The 17,238-nt window shown below is 70.4% G+C and carries 17 protein-coding genes; 15 read left to right on the top strand and 2 right to left on the bottom strand.

Annotated features, from left to right (window positions below; genetic code table 11):
• Positions 1–14: 14 nt before the first annotated feature.
• Positions 15–665 carry a cholesterol catabolism transcriptional regulator KstR gene (gene kstR, locus ACFRAQ_RS31475; RefSeq protein WP_357087396.1) on the bottom strand — a complete coding sequence of 217 codons (651 nt, stop codon included), beginning with the start codon at positions 663–665 and terminating at the stop codon, positions 15–17.
• A gap of 166 nt (positions 666–831) precedes the next feature.
• On the opposite strand from kstR, the gene ACFRAQ_RS31470 reads away from it, so the two are divergent.
• The 7 genes from ACFRAQ_RS31470 (at position 832) to ACFRAQ_RS31440 (ending at position 8,249) form a co-directional block, all read left to right on the top strand.
• Positions 832–2,982 carry an acyl-CoA dehydrogenase gene (locus tag ACFRAQ_RS31470; RefSeq protein ID WP_379106093.1) on the top strand — a complete coding sequence of 717 codons (2,151 nt, stop codon included), beginning with the start codon at positions 832–834 and terminating at the stop codon, positions 2,980–2,982.
• Between the two features lie 25 nt (positions 2,983–3,007).
• A complete protein-coding gene (locus ACFRAQ_RS31465; protein WP_379106091.1) occupies positions 3,008–4,075 on the top strand; it encodes an acyl-CoA dehydrogenase family protein in 1,068 nt (355 codons plus the stop codon).
• A complete protein-coding gene (locus tag ACFRAQ_RS31460) occupies positions 4,060–5,229 on the top strand; it encodes an acyl-CoA dehydrogenase family protein (RefSeq protein ID WP_379106088.1) in 1,170 nt (389 codons plus the stop codon). The genes ACFRAQ_RS31465 and ACFRAQ_RS31460 overlap by 16 nt, the downstream gene beginning before the upstream one ends.
• A gap of 18 nt (positions 5,230–5,247) precedes the next feature.
• Positions 5,248–6,213: a bifunctional MaoC family dehydratase N-terminal/OB-fold nucleic acid binding domain-containing protein gene (locus ACFRAQ_RS31455; protein WP_379106085.1), complete on the top strand. Its 966-nt coding sequence runs from the start codon at positions 5,248–5,250 to the stop codon at positions 6,211–6,213.
• Complete coding sequence (locus ACFRAQ_RS31450; protein ID WP_357275795.1) at positions 6,210–6,623, top strand: MaoC family dehydratase; 414 nt, start codon at positions 6,210–6,212, stop codon at positions 6,621–6,623. The genes ACFRAQ_RS31455 and ACFRAQ_RS31450 overlap by 4 nt, the downstream gene beginning before the upstream one ends.
• Entirely contained in the window at positions 6,620–7,795 is a 1,176-nt protein-coding gene (locus tag ACFRAQ_RS31445) for a lipid-transfer protein (protein WP_357275796.1), read from the top strand. Before ACFRAQ_RS31450 ends, ACFRAQ_RS31445 begins: the two co-directional genes overlap by 4 nt.
• 145 nt (positions 7,796–7,940) lie before the next feature.
• The gene (locus ACFRAQ_RS31440; RefSeq protein WP_379106082.1) at positions 7,941–8,249 is read left to right on the top strand and encodes a hypothetical protein; all 309 of its coding nucleotides are present in this window, start codon (positions 7,941–7,943) and stop codon (positions 8,247–8,249) included.
• On the opposite strand, the gene ACFRAQ_RS31435 is transcribed toward ACFRAQ_RS31440, so the two are convergent.
• A complete protein-coding gene (locus tag ACFRAQ_RS31435) occupies positions 8,233–8,850 on the bottom strand; it encodes a TetR/AcrR family transcriptional regulator (RefSeq protein WP_379106080.1) in 618 nt (205 codons plus the stop codon). The genes ACFRAQ_RS31440 and ACFRAQ_RS31435 overlap by 17 nt on opposite strands.
• Before the next feature lie 79 nt (positions 8,851–8,929).
• On the opposite strand from ACFRAQ_RS31435, the gene zapE reads away from it, so the two are divergent.
• The 8 genes from zapE to ACFRAQ_RS31395 all read left to right on the top strand — a co-directional run bounded on the left by zapE (position 8,930) and on the right by ACFRAQ_RS31395 (position 17,219).
• Complete coding sequence (gene zapE, locus ACFRAQ_RS31430) at positions 8,930–9,898, top strand: cell division protein ZapE (RefSeq protein ID WP_379106078.1); 969 nt, start codon at positions 8,930–8,932, stop codon at positions 9,896–9,898.
• Positions 9,899–10,167: 269 nt separating this feature from the next.
• Positions 10,168–11,286 (top strand): glycosyltransferase family 4 protein, encoded by a 1,119-nt coding sequence (locus ACFRAQ_RS31425; RefSeq protein WP_379106076.1) that lies wholly within the window; start codon positions 10,168–10,170, stop codon positions 11,284–11,286.
• Between the two features lie 2 nt (positions 11,287–11,288).
• The gene (locus tag ACFRAQ_RS31420; RefSeq protein WP_379106260.1) at positions 11,289–12,755 is read left to right on the top strand and encodes a UDP-glucose dehydrogenase family protein; all 1,467 of its coding nucleotides are present in this window, start codon (positions 11,289–11,291) and stop codon (positions 12,753–12,755) included.
• A 306-nt stretch (positions 12,756–13,061) separates the two neighbouring features.
• A complete protein-coding gene (locus ACFRAQ_RS31415) occupies positions 13,062–13,979 on the top strand; it encodes a DUF4129 domain-containing protein (protein WP_379106074.1) in 918 nt (305 codons plus the stop codon).
• Positions 13,980–14,028: 49 nt separating this feature from the next.
• Positions 14,029–14,529 carry a hypothetical protein gene (locus ACFRAQ_RS31410; protein WP_379106072.1) on the top strand — a complete coding sequence of 167 codons (501 nt, stop codon included), beginning with the start codon at positions 14,029–14,031 and terminating at the stop codon, positions 14,527–14,529.
• 20 nt (positions 14,530–14,549) lie between these two features.
• Complete coding sequence (locus ACFRAQ_RS31405) at positions 14,550–15,512, top strand: AAA family ATPase (RefSeq protein WP_379106070.1); 963 nt, start codon at positions 14,550–14,552, stop codon at positions 15,510–15,512.
• A 7-nt stretch (positions 15,513–15,519) separates the two neighbouring features.
• On the top strand, positions 15,520–16,794 hold the full coding sequence (locus tag ACFRAQ_RS31400) for a DUF58 domain-containing protein (RefSeq protein ID WP_379106068.1): 1,275 nt from the start codon (positions 15,520–15,522) through the stop codon (positions 16,792–16,794).
• A complete protein-coding gene (locus ACFRAQ_RS31395) occupies positions 16,791–17,219 on the top strand; it encodes a hypothetical protein (RefSeq protein ID WP_379106066.1) in 429 nt (142 codons plus the stop codon). Before ACFRAQ_RS31400 ends, ACFRAQ_RS31395 begins: the two co-directional genes overlap by 4 nt.
• The last annotated feature ends 19 nt before the right edge of the window (positions 17,220–17,238 follow it).

The following is a 17,238-nucleotide window of genomic DNA, read 5'->3' as shown; positions in this document are numbered from 1 at the left end:
CAGTAGTGCGTTCGCTACTCCTTGTCGCCGCCGATGAGCAGATCGACGGTCAGCTCCAGGCGCTCGGTGACGTCCGTGGCGGACGCGCGACGGGTCAGCCAGGCGACCAGATTCGACAGCCACACATCGGAGATGACGCGGGCGATGGCGAGCTGGCGGTCGCTGGGGATCTCGTCGGACAGGGCGCGGGCGAAGAACCGGTCCATCACCTTGCCGACCCGATCGACCTCGGCGGCCGCGGACGCGTCGGCGAACATGAAGGCGCGGGTCATGGCCTCGGTGAGCAGCGGGTCGCGCTGCATGGCCCGGGTGACCTGGGTGAGCAGCAGGTGCATGCGCTCCTGCGGGGTGGCCCCGGCCAGCGGCTTGCGGCGGCCCTCGAAGGACTCGAACTCCCGGGCCAGGGCGGACACCAGCAGGTGCACCTTGGACGGGAAGTACCGGTAGAGCGTGCCGACGGCGACGTCCGCGCGTTCGGCGACGGCCCGCATCTGGACCGCGTCGTAGCCGCCCTTGGAGGCGAGTGCGAGGGTCGCGTCGAGGATGCGTTTACGCCGGTCGCGCTGGGCCGCCGAGCTCAGATCCTCCTCGCTGAGGGTGGTGACGGGCGCGGTGCGTCCACCGGGCGCCCCGTCGGCGGCCTGCGATCGGGAGGGACTGGCCATCGGTTGAAAGTCCTTTCGCACGAATCGTTCGGTTCATCTCACCCGGCAGACACGCGCCGGGCACGAGTTCGTACCGCGTCGTCGGGACGGCGCTTGACTTCCGCCCGGCTCGAACATTAGAACATGTTCTAGGAGTGGAAGTCACGCCGGGAAGAAGGTAGGGGTTGTGACCATAGCCACCACTGACGAGCATAAAGCCGTCCAGGAGTCGATGCGCGGATGGGCGTCGGCAGTGCGACCAATTGCAACAATGCGTTCCGGCGCACCAGATTTCTGGCACGAATACTGGCCGCGCCTGGCCGATCTCGGGGTTTTCCGGGTCGCGGTTCCGGAAGAGGCCGGGGGCGCGGGCGGTACCGTCGGGGACCTGGCCGTCCTGATCGAACAGGCGGCGCACGACCTCGTCGGCGGACCGGTTCTCGCGACGGCGCTGGCAGGTCTCGTCGTCGGCGAGGCGCTCGACGAGACTACGCCATGCGGCGTCGCGCTCGAGGGCGAAATCGCGATCTCGGCGAGCGCTTCGGGCGCCGTGGTCTCCGGCGCGTGGGACTCGGTTCCTGGCGCCGCGCCGGGAACCGCCGTGCTGGTTCCGGTGCGTGACGGCGACCGCCACCTGTGGGCGCTGATCGACGCCGACGCCGCCGGACTGACCGTCGAGCCGCTGGATGCGATCGACCAGAGCGTGCCGCTGTCCCGCGTGGTCGTCGCCGATGTCACCGTGGCCGCGGACCGGCTGTTCGAGCCCGGCTTCTCGGTGCTGGACCTGGCCGCCACCCTGGTCGCCGCCGAGCTGGCGGGCATCGCGGGCTGGGCTTTGGAGACCGCCACCGAATACGCGAAGGTGCGTGAGCAGTTCGGCCGCCGGATCGGCGAGTTCCAGGCCGTCAAGCACATCTGCGCCTGGATGCTGTGCCGGGTCGAGCAGATTCGCGCGGTGGCCGCCGATGCCGCCGCCGCCGCGGACGCCGGGAGCGCCGAGCTCCCGCTGGCCGCCGCGGTCGCGCTGTCGATGTCCCTTGACGCCGCGGTCGAGAACGCCAAGGACTGCATCCAGGTCCTGGGTGGCATCGGCTTCACCTGGGAGCACGACGCCCACCTGTACCTGCGCCGCGCCACCGCGCTGCGGCAGCTGCTGGGCGGCACCGCGCGCTGGCGGGCCCGGGTCGCCGAGCTCACCCTGGCGGGCGTGCGCCGCACCGTCGGCATCGACCTGGGCGGCGAGGCCGAATCGGAGTGGGAGACGGGCGGTTTGGACGCCGCCGAGGCGGCCGTGCTGGAGGCCGACCTGGCCAAGATCGCGGCCCTGCCCGAGGCCGAACAGCGGCCGGCGCTGGCCGAGGCCGGACTGATCGCCGCGCACTGGCCCGCGCCCTACGGTCGCGGCGCCGGCCCGCTGCTGCGCACCCGCCTCGACGATCAGGTCCGCAAGGCCGGGATCACGCTGCCGGACATCGCGATCGCCAACTGGGCGATCCCGACCCTGCTGCAGTGGGGCACTCCCGAGCAGATCGAGCGCTACGCCCTGCCCACGCTGACCGGCGAGGTCATCTGGTGCCAGCTCTTCTCCGAGCCGGGCGCCGGTTCGGACCTGGCGGCGCTGCGCACGGTGGCCGAGCGGGTCGAGGGCGGCTGGAAGCTGCGCGGTCAGAAGGTGTGGACCTCGCTGGCCGATCGCGCCACCTGGGGTATCTGCCTGGCCCGCACCGACGCGTCCGCGCCGAAGCACAAGGGCATCAGCTACTTCCTGGTCGACATGAAGAGCGCCGGGCTGGACATCCGGCCGCTGGTGGAGATCACCGGCGAGGCGCGCTTCAACGAGGTGTTCCTCGACGACGTCTTCGTGCCGGACGACTGCCTGGTCGGCGAGCTCGGCAATGGCTGGAAGATCGCGCGCTCGACGCTGTCGGCGGAGCGGGTGGCCATGGGCGGCAAGGGAATCGGCGACGAGCTGGAGGCGTTGATCGCCGCCGCGCCGGTCTCGGGCCCGGGCGCCGAACTGGTCGCGGATCGGCTCGGCGGTCTCGTCGCGGAGTCGGTTGCGGGAACATTGTTGGAGGCCCGTGCGGCCCGGAAGCTGCTGACCGGCGGGGACCCCGCCGCGGAGAGCAGTGTGCGCAAACTGGTCGGTGTCAGGCACCGGCAGGCGGTGGCCGAGTTCGCCGTCGAATTGTCCGGTGTCGCGGGCGCTCTGGAAACCCCTGTGGTGAAGGAATTCCTGCTCACACGCTGTTTGTCGATTGCTGGCGGTACCGAACAGATTCTGTTGACCGTCGCCGGTGAACGGATTCTCGGGCTGCCTCGCGAGTCGAGCAGCTAGCCCACACTCAACCGGGAGCTTTGAATTGGACTTCACCAGGGACGAGAGCCAGGACGCTGTCGCCGAGGTTGTCGTAAGTTTGCTGGAGCGTGAAAGCGCACGCGATGCCGCGCTCTGGCCCATCATCGCGGAGAGCGGTCTGCTGGCCGTGCCGCTGCCCGAGCGCTTCGGCGGCGACGATATGGGTCTGCTCGAGGTCTCGGCCATGCTCACCGAGCTGGCCACCGACGCCGCGCAGGTGCCCGCCCTGGCCACCCTCGCGTTCGGGGTGCTGCCGCTGAAGGCGATCGGCCTGCCGGATGCCTTGGCGGAGAAGGTGTTCCCGGCCGTGGCCGAGGGCGCGGTGCTGACCGCGGCCCTGCACGAGACCGGCGCGCCGTTCACGGTGAAGCCCGAGACCACCGCGGTGAGCGACGGCGCGACCGTGCGCGTCACCGGCGCCAAGGTGGCGGTGCCCTACGCGGACACCGCGCGCTGGATCCTGGTGCCCACCGACAGCGGCCTGGCGGTGGTCGACGGTGACGCCGCCGGCATCACCCGCACCGCGAGCCCGACGTCCGATGGCGTGCCGGAGTTCTCGGTCCGCTTCGACGGCGTCGCGATTCCGGCCGAGCAGCTGCTGCCGGGCGGCCTGACCGAGCTGCACCGGTACGCGCTGGCGGGCCTGGGCTCGGTGGCCGACGGCCTGCTCGGGGGCGTCGTCCGGCTGACCGCCGAGCACGTGCGCACTCGTCAGCAGTTCGGCCGCGCGCTGGCCGAATTCCAGGCGGTCGCGCAGCAGATCGCCGATGTGTACGTGGTCTCGCGGACCCTGCACGCGGTCGCGCTGTCGGCGGCCTGGGCGCTCGCCCAGGAAGACCCCAGCGCGGAGCACCTGGAGCGGATCGACGACGATCTCGACGTGCTGGCGTACACGGTGGCCTCGGAACTGCCCGCGGCCATGCAGCAGTGTCACCACCTGCACGGCGGCCTGGGCGTCGACATCACCCACCCGCTGCACCGCTACTACTCACAGGCCAAGGACATCGCCCGCTGGCTCGGCGGCGAATCGTTCCGGCTGGACCGTTTGGGAGCCAGATGTTCATCGAACTGACCGCGGAACAGCGGCAACTGCGCGACGAATTGCGCTCGTACTTCACCGGTCTCGTGACTCCCGAAGAGGAGGCCGAGATGCTGGTGAACCGGCACGGCGACGCCTACCGCGCGGTGGTCAAGCGCATGGGCCGCGACGGCAAGCTCGGCGTCGGCTGGCCCAAGGAGTACGGCGGCCAGGGCTTCGGTCCGCTGGAACAGCAGATCTTCTACAACGAGGCGGTCCGGGCCGATGTGCCCGTGCCCCTGGTGACCCTGCTGACCGTGGGCCCGGCGCTGCAGTCGTTCGGCACCGAGGAGCAGAAGCAGAAGTTCCTGCCCGGAATCCTCACCGGTGACGTGCATTTCGCCATCGGCTACTCCGAGCCGGACGCCGGCACCGACCTGGCGGCCTTGCGCACCTCCGCGGTGCGTGACGCCAACGGCGACTGGATCGTCAACGGCCAGAAGATCTTCACCACCGGCGCGCACGAGGCCGACTACGTCTGGCTGGCCGTCCGCACCGGCACCGTGGAGTCCCGGCACAAGGGCATCACGATCCTGATCGTGGACACCAAGGACCCGGGCTACTCCTGGACGCCGATCATCACCGCCGACGGCGCGCACCACACCAACGCCACCTACTTCGACAATGTCCGCGTCCCCGCGAACATGATCGTCGGCGAGGTCGACGGCGGCTGGAAGCTGATCACCACCCAGCTCAACCACGAGCGGGTCAGCCTGGGCCCGTCCGGCAAGATCGAGCAGCTCTACGAGCGGGTGCGCGAGTGGGCGCAGAAGCAGGGCGTGCTCGGTCAGGCCGAGGTGCGCCGCTCGCTGGGCCGCCTGCACGCCATGACCCGGCTCAACGAACTGCTGAACTGGCAGGTGGCGTCCAATATGGAACGCCCCGACGCCGATCCGCGCGACGTGATCGCCGACGCCTCGGCGACCAAGGTGTTCTCCACCGAGGCGCTGCAGGAAGCCGGCCGCCTGGCCGAGGAGATCGTGGGCCGCTTCGGTGATCCCGCCGACCCGGCCACCGCGGAACTGCTGGTCTGGCTGGACCGCCGCACCAAGCAGAACCTGGTGGTGACCTTCGGTGGCGGTGTCAACGAGGTCATGCGCGAGCTGATCGCTCAGATGGGCCTGCGGCTGCCGCGGGTGCCGCGCTAGATCGCAGAGGAGCAGAGCGTGACGAAGAGTTTCACGGCCGACGAGATCCGCGACGGCCTGGAGAAGATCAAGGCCGACGGCGAGTCCGCGCCCCGCGCGGGCCGCGACCCGATCAACCAGCCGATGATCAACAACTGGGTCGAGGCCCTCGGCGACGCCAACCCGATCTACGTGGACGAGGCCGCCGCGCGGGCGGCCGGGCACCCCGGCATCGTGGCCCCGCCGGCCATGGCGCAGGTGTGGACCATGCTGGGCCTGGGCGGCGTCCGCGCCGACGACGACCCGATGACCCGCACCAACGAGCTGTTCGACGCGGCCGGTTTCACCTCGGTGGTCGCCACCAACTGCGAGCAGGTCTACCATCGCTACCTGCAGCTCGGCGAGCAGGTGACGGTGCGGTCCAGCATCGGTGACATCGTGGGCCCCAAGAAGACCGGGCTCGGCGACGGCTGGTTCACCACCTACCTCACCAACTGGTACGTGGGCGACGAACTGGTCACCGAGATGAAGTTCCGGATGCTGAAGTTCGCGCCCGGGACCGGAAAGACCGAGGCCCCCAAGGAGTCCGAAGGCGTCTCGGCCGAGGATCTCGCCAAGCGCGTGCGGCCGACCGTCTCCAAGGACACCGAGTTCTATTGGGAGGGCGTCAAAGCCGGGGAGCTGCGCATCCAGCAGCGGCCCGACGGCTCGCTGCAGCATCCGCCGGTTCCGGCGCTGTGGAAGCACCACTCCGAGCAGACCGACTACGTGGTGGCCTCGGGTCGCGGCACCGTCTTCAGCTTCGTGGTGCACCACGCCCCGCGCGTGCCGGGACGGCAGCTGCCGTACGTGATCGCCCTGGTCGAGCTGGAAGAGGGCGTGCGCATGCTCGGCGAGCTGACCGGGGTCGACCCGGCCGACGTCGCGGTCGGCATGCCGGTCGAGGCCGCGTTCCTGAAGCTCGACGACGACAACACCGTGCCCTACTGGAAGGCCGTCAAATGACAACAGTCGAACTGTCGGCCGTCCAGGTCGGAACCACGTTGCCGGAGTTGGTGATCCACGCCGACACCACGTTCATCGTGTCGACGGCGCTGGCCACCCGCGACTTCCAGGACGTGCACCACGACCGCGACAAGGCGCTGGCGCGCGGCTCCAAGGACATCTTCGTCAATATCCTCACCGACACCGGTCTGGTGCAGCGGTTCGTGACCGACTGGGCGGGGCCCACGGCCATCGTCAAGTCGCTGTCGCTGCGCCTGGGCGTGCCGCTGTACGCGGGTGACACCCTCACCCTGTCCGGCACCGTCTCGGCCGTCGAGGGCTCGACCGTCACCATCGACGTGGTCGGCAAGGATTCGCTCGGCGACCACATCACGGCGAAAGCCGTTATCTCCCTGCAGGAGGCACAGTGACCGGGCTGAGCCGCGAAGCCGCGATCGTCGGCATCGGCGCGACCGACTTCTCCAAGGACTCCGGCCGCAGTGAACTGCGTCTGGCCGCCGAGGCGGTCACCGCCGCCCTCGCCGACGCGGGCCTGACCCCCGCCGACGTGGACGGCCTGACGACCTTCACCATGGACACCAATACCCAGGCCGCCGTCGCGCGCGCCACCGGTATCCCGTCCCTGAAGTTCTTCTCCAACATCCCGTTCGGCGGTGGCGCGGCCGCCGCGACCGTGCAGCACGCCGCCATGGCGGTGGCGACCGGGATCGCGGATGTCGTCGTGGCCTACCGCGCGTTCAACGAGCGCTCCGGAAACCGCTTCGGCCAGTTCGCCACTCACCTGGCGACCGGCAACCCGAGCTCCTCGGGCGTCGACAACGGCTTCTCCTACACCCACGGCCTGGGCACCCCGGCCGCGCAGGTGGCCATGGTGGCCCGCCGCTACATGCACGTGTACGGCGCGCGCAGTGAGGATTTCGGCCGCATCGCGGTGGCCGACCGCAAGCACGCGGCGGTGAACCCGGCGGCCCACTTCTACGGCAAGCCGATCACCCTCGAGGAGCACCAGGCCTCGCGCTACATCGCGGAGCCGCTGCACCTGCTGGACTGCTGCCAGGAGACCGACGGCGGCGTGGCCATCGTCATCACCTCCGCGGAGCGGGCCAAGGATCTGCCCAACAAGCCCGCGCTGATCGCGGGCGCCGCCCAGGGCTCGGGTGCGGACCAGTACGTCATGACCAGCTACTACCGCGACGGTATGACGGGTCTGCCGGAGATGGGCCTGGTCGGCGACCAGCTGTGGGCGCAGAGCGGTCTGCGTCCGGAGGACATGCAGGCGGGCATCCTGTACGACCACTTCACCCCCTTCGTGCTGATGCAGCTCGAGGAGCTGGGCTTCTGCGGTCGCGGTGAGGCCAAGGACTTCATCGCCGACGGCGCCATCGAGATCGGCGGCCGGTTGCCGCTGAACACCCACGGCGGCCAGCTCGGTGAGGCGTACATCCACGGCATGAACGGCATCGCCGAGGGCGTCCGCCAGATCCGCGGCACCTCGGTCAACCAGGTCCAGGGCCTGGAGAACATCGTGGTGACCGCCGGCACCGGCGTCCCGACCTCGGGCCTGGTGCTCACCGCCAACTGACCTCGATCGAACCCGACCTCGATTCGAGGGGTGACCTCGCGAAGAGGGGACCGGAAGTCCACCGGCGCTGACGCGCCGGTGGACTTCTGCATTTCCGTGGGCGGCGTACATTGGGACGGGATTCGCCTGTGGGGAAGGGTTTGTCATGACCTTGCGAGACCGTCTGAACGAGCTGTCGCCGCTGGGTGGCACGCCGGTATTCGGGGAGCCGCACGAGACGCCGGACGGGACCACGGTCATCACCGTGACCGAGCCCGGCCTTTTCGGGCCGCGAGCGCGCGGCGTGTTCGTGGTCAGCGGCGGGAACGTCGAGTGGGTGTGCACCACCAACGGTGAGAGGGTCGCGCTGCTCGGCGTGCTCACCGGGCTGATCGCGGCGGCGTTCGCGACCGCGGCCGTGATCAAGCGGCCGCCGTGGCCGGACACCCGGATCACGATTACGAAGAACCTCTGAGCTGAACGGCGAGTACGCCTTTCAGTTGCGCGACGCTCGCCGCGGTGCCCGGTGTGATCTCGGTGCGGGCGCCGGCGAAGCGGTCGAAGACCAAGCCCTCGATGACCGCGATGAAATCGGCTGCGGCGGTGGCGGGTTCGGCCGCGCCCAAGCTTTCGAACAGGCCGGTGGCGTGCTGGTGGGAGAAGAGGCTGCGCACCAGTCGTGGCCGCAGTTCGGTGTCGCCGAGCAGTTCGAGAATGAGCGCCTGCCGCGCGATCAGATGGTTGCGGCGATGTGCCAGTAGGTGGTCCAGCCAGCCCGCGATGCCGGTCGCGAGCGCGTCCAGGTCGATGTCCTCGCGGGTGCCCGGCAGTGCCGCGGGGGTGATCAGACCGCTTTGTCCGGCCGTGAAATCGGTGCGGGAGCGAGTGGTGATGCGGTCCACGACAGCCTCGATGAGCGCGCGTTTGGTGCGGAAGTAATACGACGTCGAGCCCGCGGGGAGTTCCAGCGCGGTGTCCAGGGCCCGGTGGGTGAGGGCCCGGAGTCCTTGGGCGGCAATGAGATCTATGGCGCTGTCCACGATGAGACTGCGCCGATCGGTTGTGGGAGTGGTCACTTTCGCTCCTCTGCGGCTTCGCGATCCTCTACAACTATAGAGGACGCTCTACGGCAGTAGAGGATGCAGGGAGGTCGTCATGGAAACCCCGGAGATCGTGCTCGATGCCGACCAGCGGCACGCCGCCGAACGGCTGGACGCCATCGCCGCCCGGGTGGGCAAGCGGTGGCGGTTCCCTGTCGGGCAGCACGGGCCGCGCGGGCTCTATCTGTACGGCGGGCCGGGCCGCGGCAAGACCATGCTGATGAACCGCTTCTTCGAGTCCGTGCGAACGACGCGCAAGCGGCGCTACCACTTCCACGCCTTCTTCGCGCGGCTGAACGCGGGCATCCACGAATACGGCAGTATCGACGCCTCGGCCGCCGCGCTGCTGGGCGACGCCGAGCTGATCTGCTTCGACGAATTCCACGTCCACGACTCGGGCGACGCCCGCCTGGTGGCCCGGCTGCTGGACACCCTGTTCGCCCGGCACATCACGCTGGTGGTGACTTCGAACTACCCGCCGCACGACCTGCTGCCCAATCCCTACCTGCACCCCCTGTTCGCGCCGACCATCGACCGCATCCTCGAGCACCTCGACGTGGTGTCGGTGAACGGGCCGACCGACTACCGCACGCTCGGCGGGCGGCACACCGGATTCGCGGCCGGGCACTACGTGGTCGGCGCGTGCCCCGAGACCGGGGCCGTGGACCTTCCGGTCGCCCACCGGCAGCTGCACGCCCGCACGATCGAAAACGGCGTGATCACCGTCGATTTCGCGGAACTGTGCGGCATCCCGGTGTCGGCCGCCGATTTCCTCGAACTCACCGCCGACCTCCACACCTGGGTGGTGTGCGACGTCCCGCCGCTGGGCACGGTCCCGCCGGACTGGGTGATGCGCTTCGTGAACCTGGTCGACGTGCTCTACGACGCCGACCTCGAACTGTCGGTGTTCGCGGAGGTCCCGCTGGCCGAACTCGGCGGTGAGGTGCGGCGGGTTCCCGATCTCTACCGCACCCTCAGCCGCCTCGGCGAGCTGCGGGAACCGGCCAATCTCGAGGCTCGATAGCCGTTCGGCGAAGCCCCGGTGAACTGGCCGGGGAGATCGACGCGCACGGTTCACGTCCCGGCCATGCGGAGGGGGGCTCGGGTTTCGGGCCGCTTCCTACCGTGGCGTCAGGAGCTGCACCGAACCGGAGGGGACCGATGCGAATCCGCGAGCAGGCAAGGGATTCCGCGCCGCGGAACCCGAGCAGACCGAGTAGCCCCCATATCCGGAACAGCGCCCGCTTGCGGGTGTTGGTTGTCGCCGAGTCCTTTCTTCCCCAGGTCAACGGCGTGACCAACTCCGTGCGGCGGGTGCTGGATCATCTGGCCGCCAAGGGTCACGAAGCCACACTGGTGGCCCCGACCGGACCGGCGAAATACGCCGGGTTCCGCGTGCACGTGGTGCGCGGAGCCCGGCTGCCGTTCTATCGGGACTTCCGGATCGGGCTCGAGACCCGCCGGCGGCTGCGCAAGATCATGCGCGAATTCCGGCCCGACGTCGTGCACATCGCCTCCCCGGCCACACTGGGCTATCAGGCGGCCAAGGTCGCGGGCGAACTCGGGATTCCGACGGTCGCCATCTATCAGACCGATCTGGTGGGTTTCGCGCTGCGCTACGACCTACCCGGCGGCGTGCGCGCGATGACCGCGCTGACCCGCCGCATCCACCTGCGGGTGGACCGCACCCTCGCGCCCTCCACCGCCAGCCTGCGCCAGCTGGAGCTGATGGGCATCCCAGGCCTGGGTCGCTGGCCGCGCGGCGTGGACCTGCAGCAGTTCGGGCCCTTCCGCCGCTCGGAGAAGCTGCGAAAGCGCCTGGCCCCCAACGGTGAAGCGCTGGTCGGCTACATCGGACGGCTCGCGCCGGAGAAAGAGCTCGAGCTGCTCGCCGCGCTGCGCCCGCTGGCCGGTGTGCGGCTGGTCATCGTGGGCGGCGGCCCGGAGGAGAAGCGGCTGCGCAAGCTGCTGCCGGACGCGGAATTCCTCGGCCTCCTGCACGGTGAGGAACTCGCCGCCGCGTACGCCTCGCTGGACGTCTTCGTGCACACCGGCCGCCACGAAACCTATTGCCAGGCAGCGCAGGAGGCGCTGGCCTCCGGGGTACCGGTGGTCGCGCCCAAGTCCGGCGGCCCGATCGACGTGATCACGCCCGGCGCCGGATTCCTCTACCCGCCCGGCGACGCCGATGCCATGACCGCCCTGGTGCGCCGCCTGGTCGAGGACGACCGGCTGCGCGAGCAGACCGCGGCCACCGCGGTGCGCAGCGTGCGCGACCGCTCCTGGGCCGCGGTCAACGACCTGCTCATCCGCCACTACCGCGAGGTGATCGCGGAACGCGCGCAGCCCGATTCGGCGCTGCGGTCCGACCCGGTGCCGGGCGAGGTCCCGGCTGCCAAGGAGGCATCCTGATGCTGCGCATCTCCGTCATCGGCACCGGCTACCTGGGCGCCACCCACGCCGCGGGCATGGCCGAACTCGGATTCGACGTGCTCGGGGTGGACAACGACCCGGCCAAGGCCGCGGCGCTGTCGGCCGGGCGGGTGCCCTTCCACGAACCCGGCCTGCCGGACCTGCTGGCCGGGCACGTGGCCAACGGCCGCCTGCGCTTCGGCACCTCGCTGGTCGCGGCCGCCGAGTTCGCCGACGTCCACTTCCTCTGTGTGGGAACGCCGCCCGGCGTGAACGGGGCCGCGGACCTGTCGCAGCTCTACAGCGCGCTGGACGGCTTGGTGCCGCACCTGACCCGCAACTGCCTGATCGTCGGCAAGTCCACGGTGCCGGTGGGCACCGCCGAGGCGCTCACCGCGCGCATCGCCGAGCTGGCTCCCGAGGGCATCTCGGTGGATCTGGCCTGGAACCCGGAGTTCCTGCGCGAGGGGCACGCCGTCCACGACACCCTGCACCCGAACCGGCTGGTGTTCGGCGTGACCACCCCGGACGCCGAATGGGCGCTGCGGCAGGTCTACGCCACCCCCATCGCCGGGGGATCGCCGGTGGTGATCACCAACCTGCCGACCGCGGAACTGATCAAGGTGTCCGCGAACGCCTTTCTGGCGACCAAGATCTCGTTCATCAACGCCATGGCCGAGCTGTGCGATCTGACCGGCGCGGACGTGACCCTGCTGGCCGACGCGCTGGGCCACGACGACCGGATCGGCCGCAAGTTCCTGGGCGCCGGTCTCGGCTACGGCGGCGGCTGCCTGCCGAAGGACGTGCGCGCCCTGATCGCCCGCGCCACCGAGCTCGGCGCCGGGGAGTCGGTGGCGTTCCTGCGCGACGTCGACGCGGTGAACCTGCGCCGCCGCGAGCGTGTGGTGCGCGAGACCCTCGAACTGCTGGGCGGCGAGCACCGGCCGACCGGCCGGGTGGGCATCCTGGGCGCGGCCTTCAAGCCGCTCTCCGACGACGTGCGCGACTCCCCGGCCCTGGACGTGGCGCGGCGGCTGCACGCGGCGGGCGTCGAGGTGACCGTCTTCGACCCGGCCGCGACGGCTCCGGCGCGCGCGGTGGCGCCGCAGCTGGTGTTCGCGGCCACCCCGGCCGCCGCCCTGCACGAGGCGGACGTGGTGCTGCACCTGACCGAGTGGCGGGAATTCCGGGAGCTGGACCCCGGTTTCCTGCGCGCGGTCGCGCGCGGGCGCGTGATCATCGACGCCCGCAACACCCTGGACCCCGAGCCGTGGCTGGCCGCGGGCTGGGACTTCCGCGCCCTGGGCCGCCTGGTGGAGCCGCGGACGGCCGCCGGCGCGGTCGGCGCTCCGGCCGGGAGCTCCTACCCGGGTCCGACGGCGGTGCGGGACGTGGCCGAACCGGCCCGCGCCCTGCCGCAGCCGTCGCCGCTGACACGCCTGCGCGCCCGGGTGCGCCGCACGGCCTGACCGCTGTCGATTCCGGCCCTCCCGGTCCCGCTCCGGCACCGCCCGTTCGATCTCGCGGGCGGGCCGCGGCGCCCGCGATCCACCACCGATGGTGATAAGTGGGGTTGCGCGTCGGCTGCCCGGCGCGCCCGGGATGACCTGGGTTTTCGGGGCTGGTGATGTTCGCCGCGCAGGTGGGGGATTTATGCGCGGCGGGTATGTGATTCCAGCTTCCCGATTTTGGTCCTGACGAACCGCTTGGCATGTAACTATGTGCCTGTTTCTGCTGGACTCTGGTTAGGAGTGGTCGTGACTGGGGTGGGGACGGTGGCAACGCGGACGATCGCACTGATCGGTCTCGTCGTGCTGGCTGTCGTCGCACTGCGCGGGTACCTTCCGGGAACCGGAGGACCCGCGGCGCCGCATCCGTCGTCGGCGGTGTCGCTGGCATTGATGCCGGTGCTGCTGCTGGTCTCGATGGTGATCCTGGTGGCGGGTGTGATCAACAGTCGGCACCGGCTGCCGCTCGCCATGCCCGAACCCGATCGCGAGAACCTGGTGCGCGTCCCGGGACTGCGACGGCTCGGGCTGCTGGTGGTGGTCGGCGTCGCGGCGCTGGCGCTGATCGTGACCGCGGTGCTGTCGATCTACCTGGTGACCCCCGGACGGCACGACGAGAGCGGAACCCAGCCCACCGCGACGCCCGGCACCACGGAACCGCTGGAAACCACCGCGCCCTCGGCGGACTCGGTGCCGGAGCCGTCGCTGAGCGGCACCGCGCTGCTGCTGGTCGGCATCACCGCCACCGTGCTGGTGCTGATCGCCATGACCGGCTTGGTCGTGGTGGCGGTCAACTCGAACCGCCGTCCCGCCCTGACCCGCACTCCGCTGCCGCAGCCCAGCCCCACCGAGGCGGTCTCGCTGGCCAAGGTGGCCGAGATGGGCCTGGCCGCCATGATCGCGCCCGGACAGGATCCGCGCACGGCCATCATCGCCTGTTACGTGGCCATGGAAAGCGGTCTGGCGCAGGCGCGGGAGGTCGCGCCGTTGGCCTCCGACACCCCGTCCGAGGTGCTGGCGCGAGCCTTCGACCGCGGCTTCCTGCACGACGCCTCGGCGCGGGAACTGGTGTCGCTGTTCGAGGAGGCGCGGTTCAGTCCGCACTCCATGCTGGAATGGCAGCGGATGCGGGCCGAGCAGCTGCTGCGTATCGTATTGGCAGATCTTCAGGGGCTGGCCGCATGAAAGCTGTTGTGGCGTGGGAGATCTGGTGGGACCGAACGGGGGATCGGCCATGAATCGGGGCGCGATCGTGACCGGCGCGGTGGTGCTGGTGGTGGTGTTCGAATTCGTCGCGCTCGGCAATCAGCGCGATCTGCTGCCGTTGCTCACCGGCATTCCGGTGGCGGGCGCACTCGGACTGCTGGTGTGGACGCTGGTCGAGCGGTCGCGGCGGCTCGCCCCCGTCGAGGAGGACAACGACATCGACAACGGCCCCGTCGAGATGCTGCGCCGCTGGCAGGCGCGCGCCACGATGCTGGCCGACCGGTCCGACGGCACCCGCGCCGACTGGGACCGGCACCTGCGGCCGTTGCTGGCCAAGGAATTCGAGCTGACCAGCGGGCATCGGATGAACAAGAACCGCCGGGCCCTCGAGGTGGCGGGACAGCTGCAGTTCGGCCCCGAACTGTGGCGGTGGGTGGACCCGGCCAACTCGGCGCTGCGCGACGAGGTCAATCGCGCACCCGGCCGTGAAGCCCTCGACGAGATCCTGCGTCGGCTACAAGACATGTGAGATGAGATGCGAGAGTTGCCATGACATCACCGATGGACGTGACCATCAAGCGCACCGACGCCGTACTGCGCGAAGTATCCCGGGTCGTGGTCGGCAAGCGGGACGAGCTGCAGCTGATCATGATCGCGGTGCTGTCCGGCGGCCACATCCTGATCGAGGATCTGCCCGGCCTGGGCAAGACCCTGATCGCGCGGTCCTTCGCGACCGCGCTCGGGCTGAACTTCACCCGAGTGCAGTTCACCCCGGACCTGCTGCCCGCCGACCTGATCGGCTCCACCATCTACGACATGCATTCGGGCCGTTTCAGTTTCCGGCGCGGCCCGGTGTTCACCAATATGCTGCTGGCCGACGAGGTCAACCGCACCCCGCCCAAGACCCAGGCCGCGCTGCTGGAGGCCATGGCCGAGGGCCAGGTCTCGATCGACGGTGAGACCTTCCCGCTGCCGAACCCCTTCATCGTCTTCGCCACCGACAACCCGATCGAGTACGAGGGCACCTACCCGCTGCCCGAGGCCCAGCTCGACCGTTTCGCCATGCAGCTGCGGCTCGGGTACCTGTCGGAGAACGACGAGATGAACATGATCCGCCGCCGCCTCGAACGCGGCACGCAACCCGCCCAGATCGGGCAGGTGGTGGACGCCGAGGGCCTGCTGGAGATGCGGCAGTCCGTCGAATTCGTGACCGTGCACCCCGATGTGGTCGGCTACGTGGTCTCGCTCGCCTCCGCCACCCGCGGCCACCCGCAGGTGGAGGTCGGCGCCAGCCCGCGCGCCGAACTCGACCTGGTGCAGATGGCCCGCGCCCGCGCCCTGCTGCAAGGCCGCGACTACGTGGTCCCCGAGGACGTGAAGGCGCTGGCCATTCCCGCCATGGCGCACCGCATCACGCTGCGCCCCGAGATGTGGGTGCGTCGCATCCGCGGCGAGGACGTCATCTCCGAACTGCTGCGCCGCCTGCCCGTCCCGCGCGCCACCACCGCTTGAGGCACGCATGAAGCATCGCGACACCACCGCCTCCGTCGAGGCCGAACTGCGCTGGCGGCCCGCGCCGTTGGTGTTCATGCTCGCCGCGGTGTCGGCGCTCGCCCTGGTGTTGGCGGTGACCCTGGGCAAATGGCAGCTGGTGGTGTTCGCCGCGCCCATGCTCGGAGTACTGGCCTCGGCGCCCTTGCAGCAGTCGCGCACCCGGATCCAGATCGACGGGTCCGGGGTGTTGCGCTGTTTCGAGACCGAGGAGGTGGTGCTGACCGCCGCCGCCTTCGTGGAGAGTGGTCACGCGCTGCTGCGGCTGCACCCGGAACCCCTGCCGGACATGGAGATCCACGTCGAGGAGACGGTCGACTCCGGCGTCTCCCCGGCCGGGCTGCGGCTGGCGCTGTCGGCGGCGCGCTGGGGCCGGTACCCGGTGCCGATGCGGATCACCGCGCTCAGCCCCGCCGGACTGGCGGTGGCCTCGGTGCGGCTGCCCGCGGGGGAGCTGTACATCTACCCGATCACCGACCCGCAGCGGATGCGGTTGCCGCGCACCGAACTTCCCGAACGCATGGGTTCGCACCTGACCCGGCGGCACGGGCCCGGCGTGGAGTATGCCGATATCCGGGCCTACACCCCGGGCGACCAGCTGCGTACCGTCAACTGGCCGGTGAGCGCGCGGCGCGGGCAGCTGTTCGTGACCGAACGCTTCACCAACCGGGCCGCGGACGTGGTGGTGCTGGTGGACACCTCGATGCAGGCCCCCGGCCCGGCCTCGGAGTCGCTGGAGCTGTCGGTGCGCGGCGCCGCCCAGGTGGCGCAGTCCGCGCTGCAGGCCGGTGACCGCACCGCGGTGGTGTGCCTGGGCCGCAACCCGCGCTGGCTGCGACCCGATATCGGCCGCCGCCAGTTCTATCGCATCGTGGACGCGGTCCTCGACGTCGGCGACGAGCATCTCGGCATGCAGGGCTCGCTGGCCCCGCACTCGGCGGTCCCGATCGGCGCGGTCATCGTCGCCTTCTCGACGCTGCTCGACACCCAATTCGCCCTGGCCCTCATCGATCTGCGCAAACGCGGCCACGTCGTGGTGGTGATCGACGTGCTGCGCGGGCCGCCGTTCGGCGAGGGCCTGGACAATACGCTCGCCCGCATGTGGCAGCTGGAACGCACCTCCATGTACCGCGACATGGGCACCGTCGGCGTCGACATCGTGCCCTGGCCCGAGGACACCCGGCTCGACCAGGTGATGCGGCTGCTGCCCGAACACCGCCGCACCGTGAGGGTCCGCCGATGACGAAGTTCCTGGCCGTACTGTCCGGCGTCCTGCTCGCGGGCGCGGTGGCCGTCGTCCTGCCCTGGGCCGCACTGCCGGTGGCGGTGCTGGCCGCGGCGGGCTGGCGCTGGCGGGTCTGCGCGGTGCTGGCCGTGCTGGCCGCCATGGCGGCGCTGGCCTGGGTCGGCACCGGGGCGCTGGTCGCGGGCGGCATCGGGCTGGTGGCCACCACCTACCTGCTGAACATCGCCACCGTGTCGGCCCCGGCGGGCGTGGTGCCCACCACGATTCCGTCGGTCGCGGGCGCGCTCCTGTTCACCGTGGCGGCCGGGGCGGCGACCGTGCTGCCCGCCGGACTGACCTGGGTGCCGATCCTCGCGCCGTTCGCCGTGATCGCGTTGTACGCCATGCTGGTGCGCGGGCTGTCGAGCGACCCGGCCGCCTAGCGTCGCGGCGAAAATCGCT

Origin of the sequence: Nocardia sp. NPDC056611 (assembly GCF_042792755.1) — a bacterium.
GTDB lineage: Bacteria > Actinomycetota > Actinomycetes > Mycobacteriales > Mycobacteriaceae > Nocardia.
Note: the sequence above shows the minus strand (reverse complement) of the source record. Positions and strands in the feature narration are given on the sequence as shown.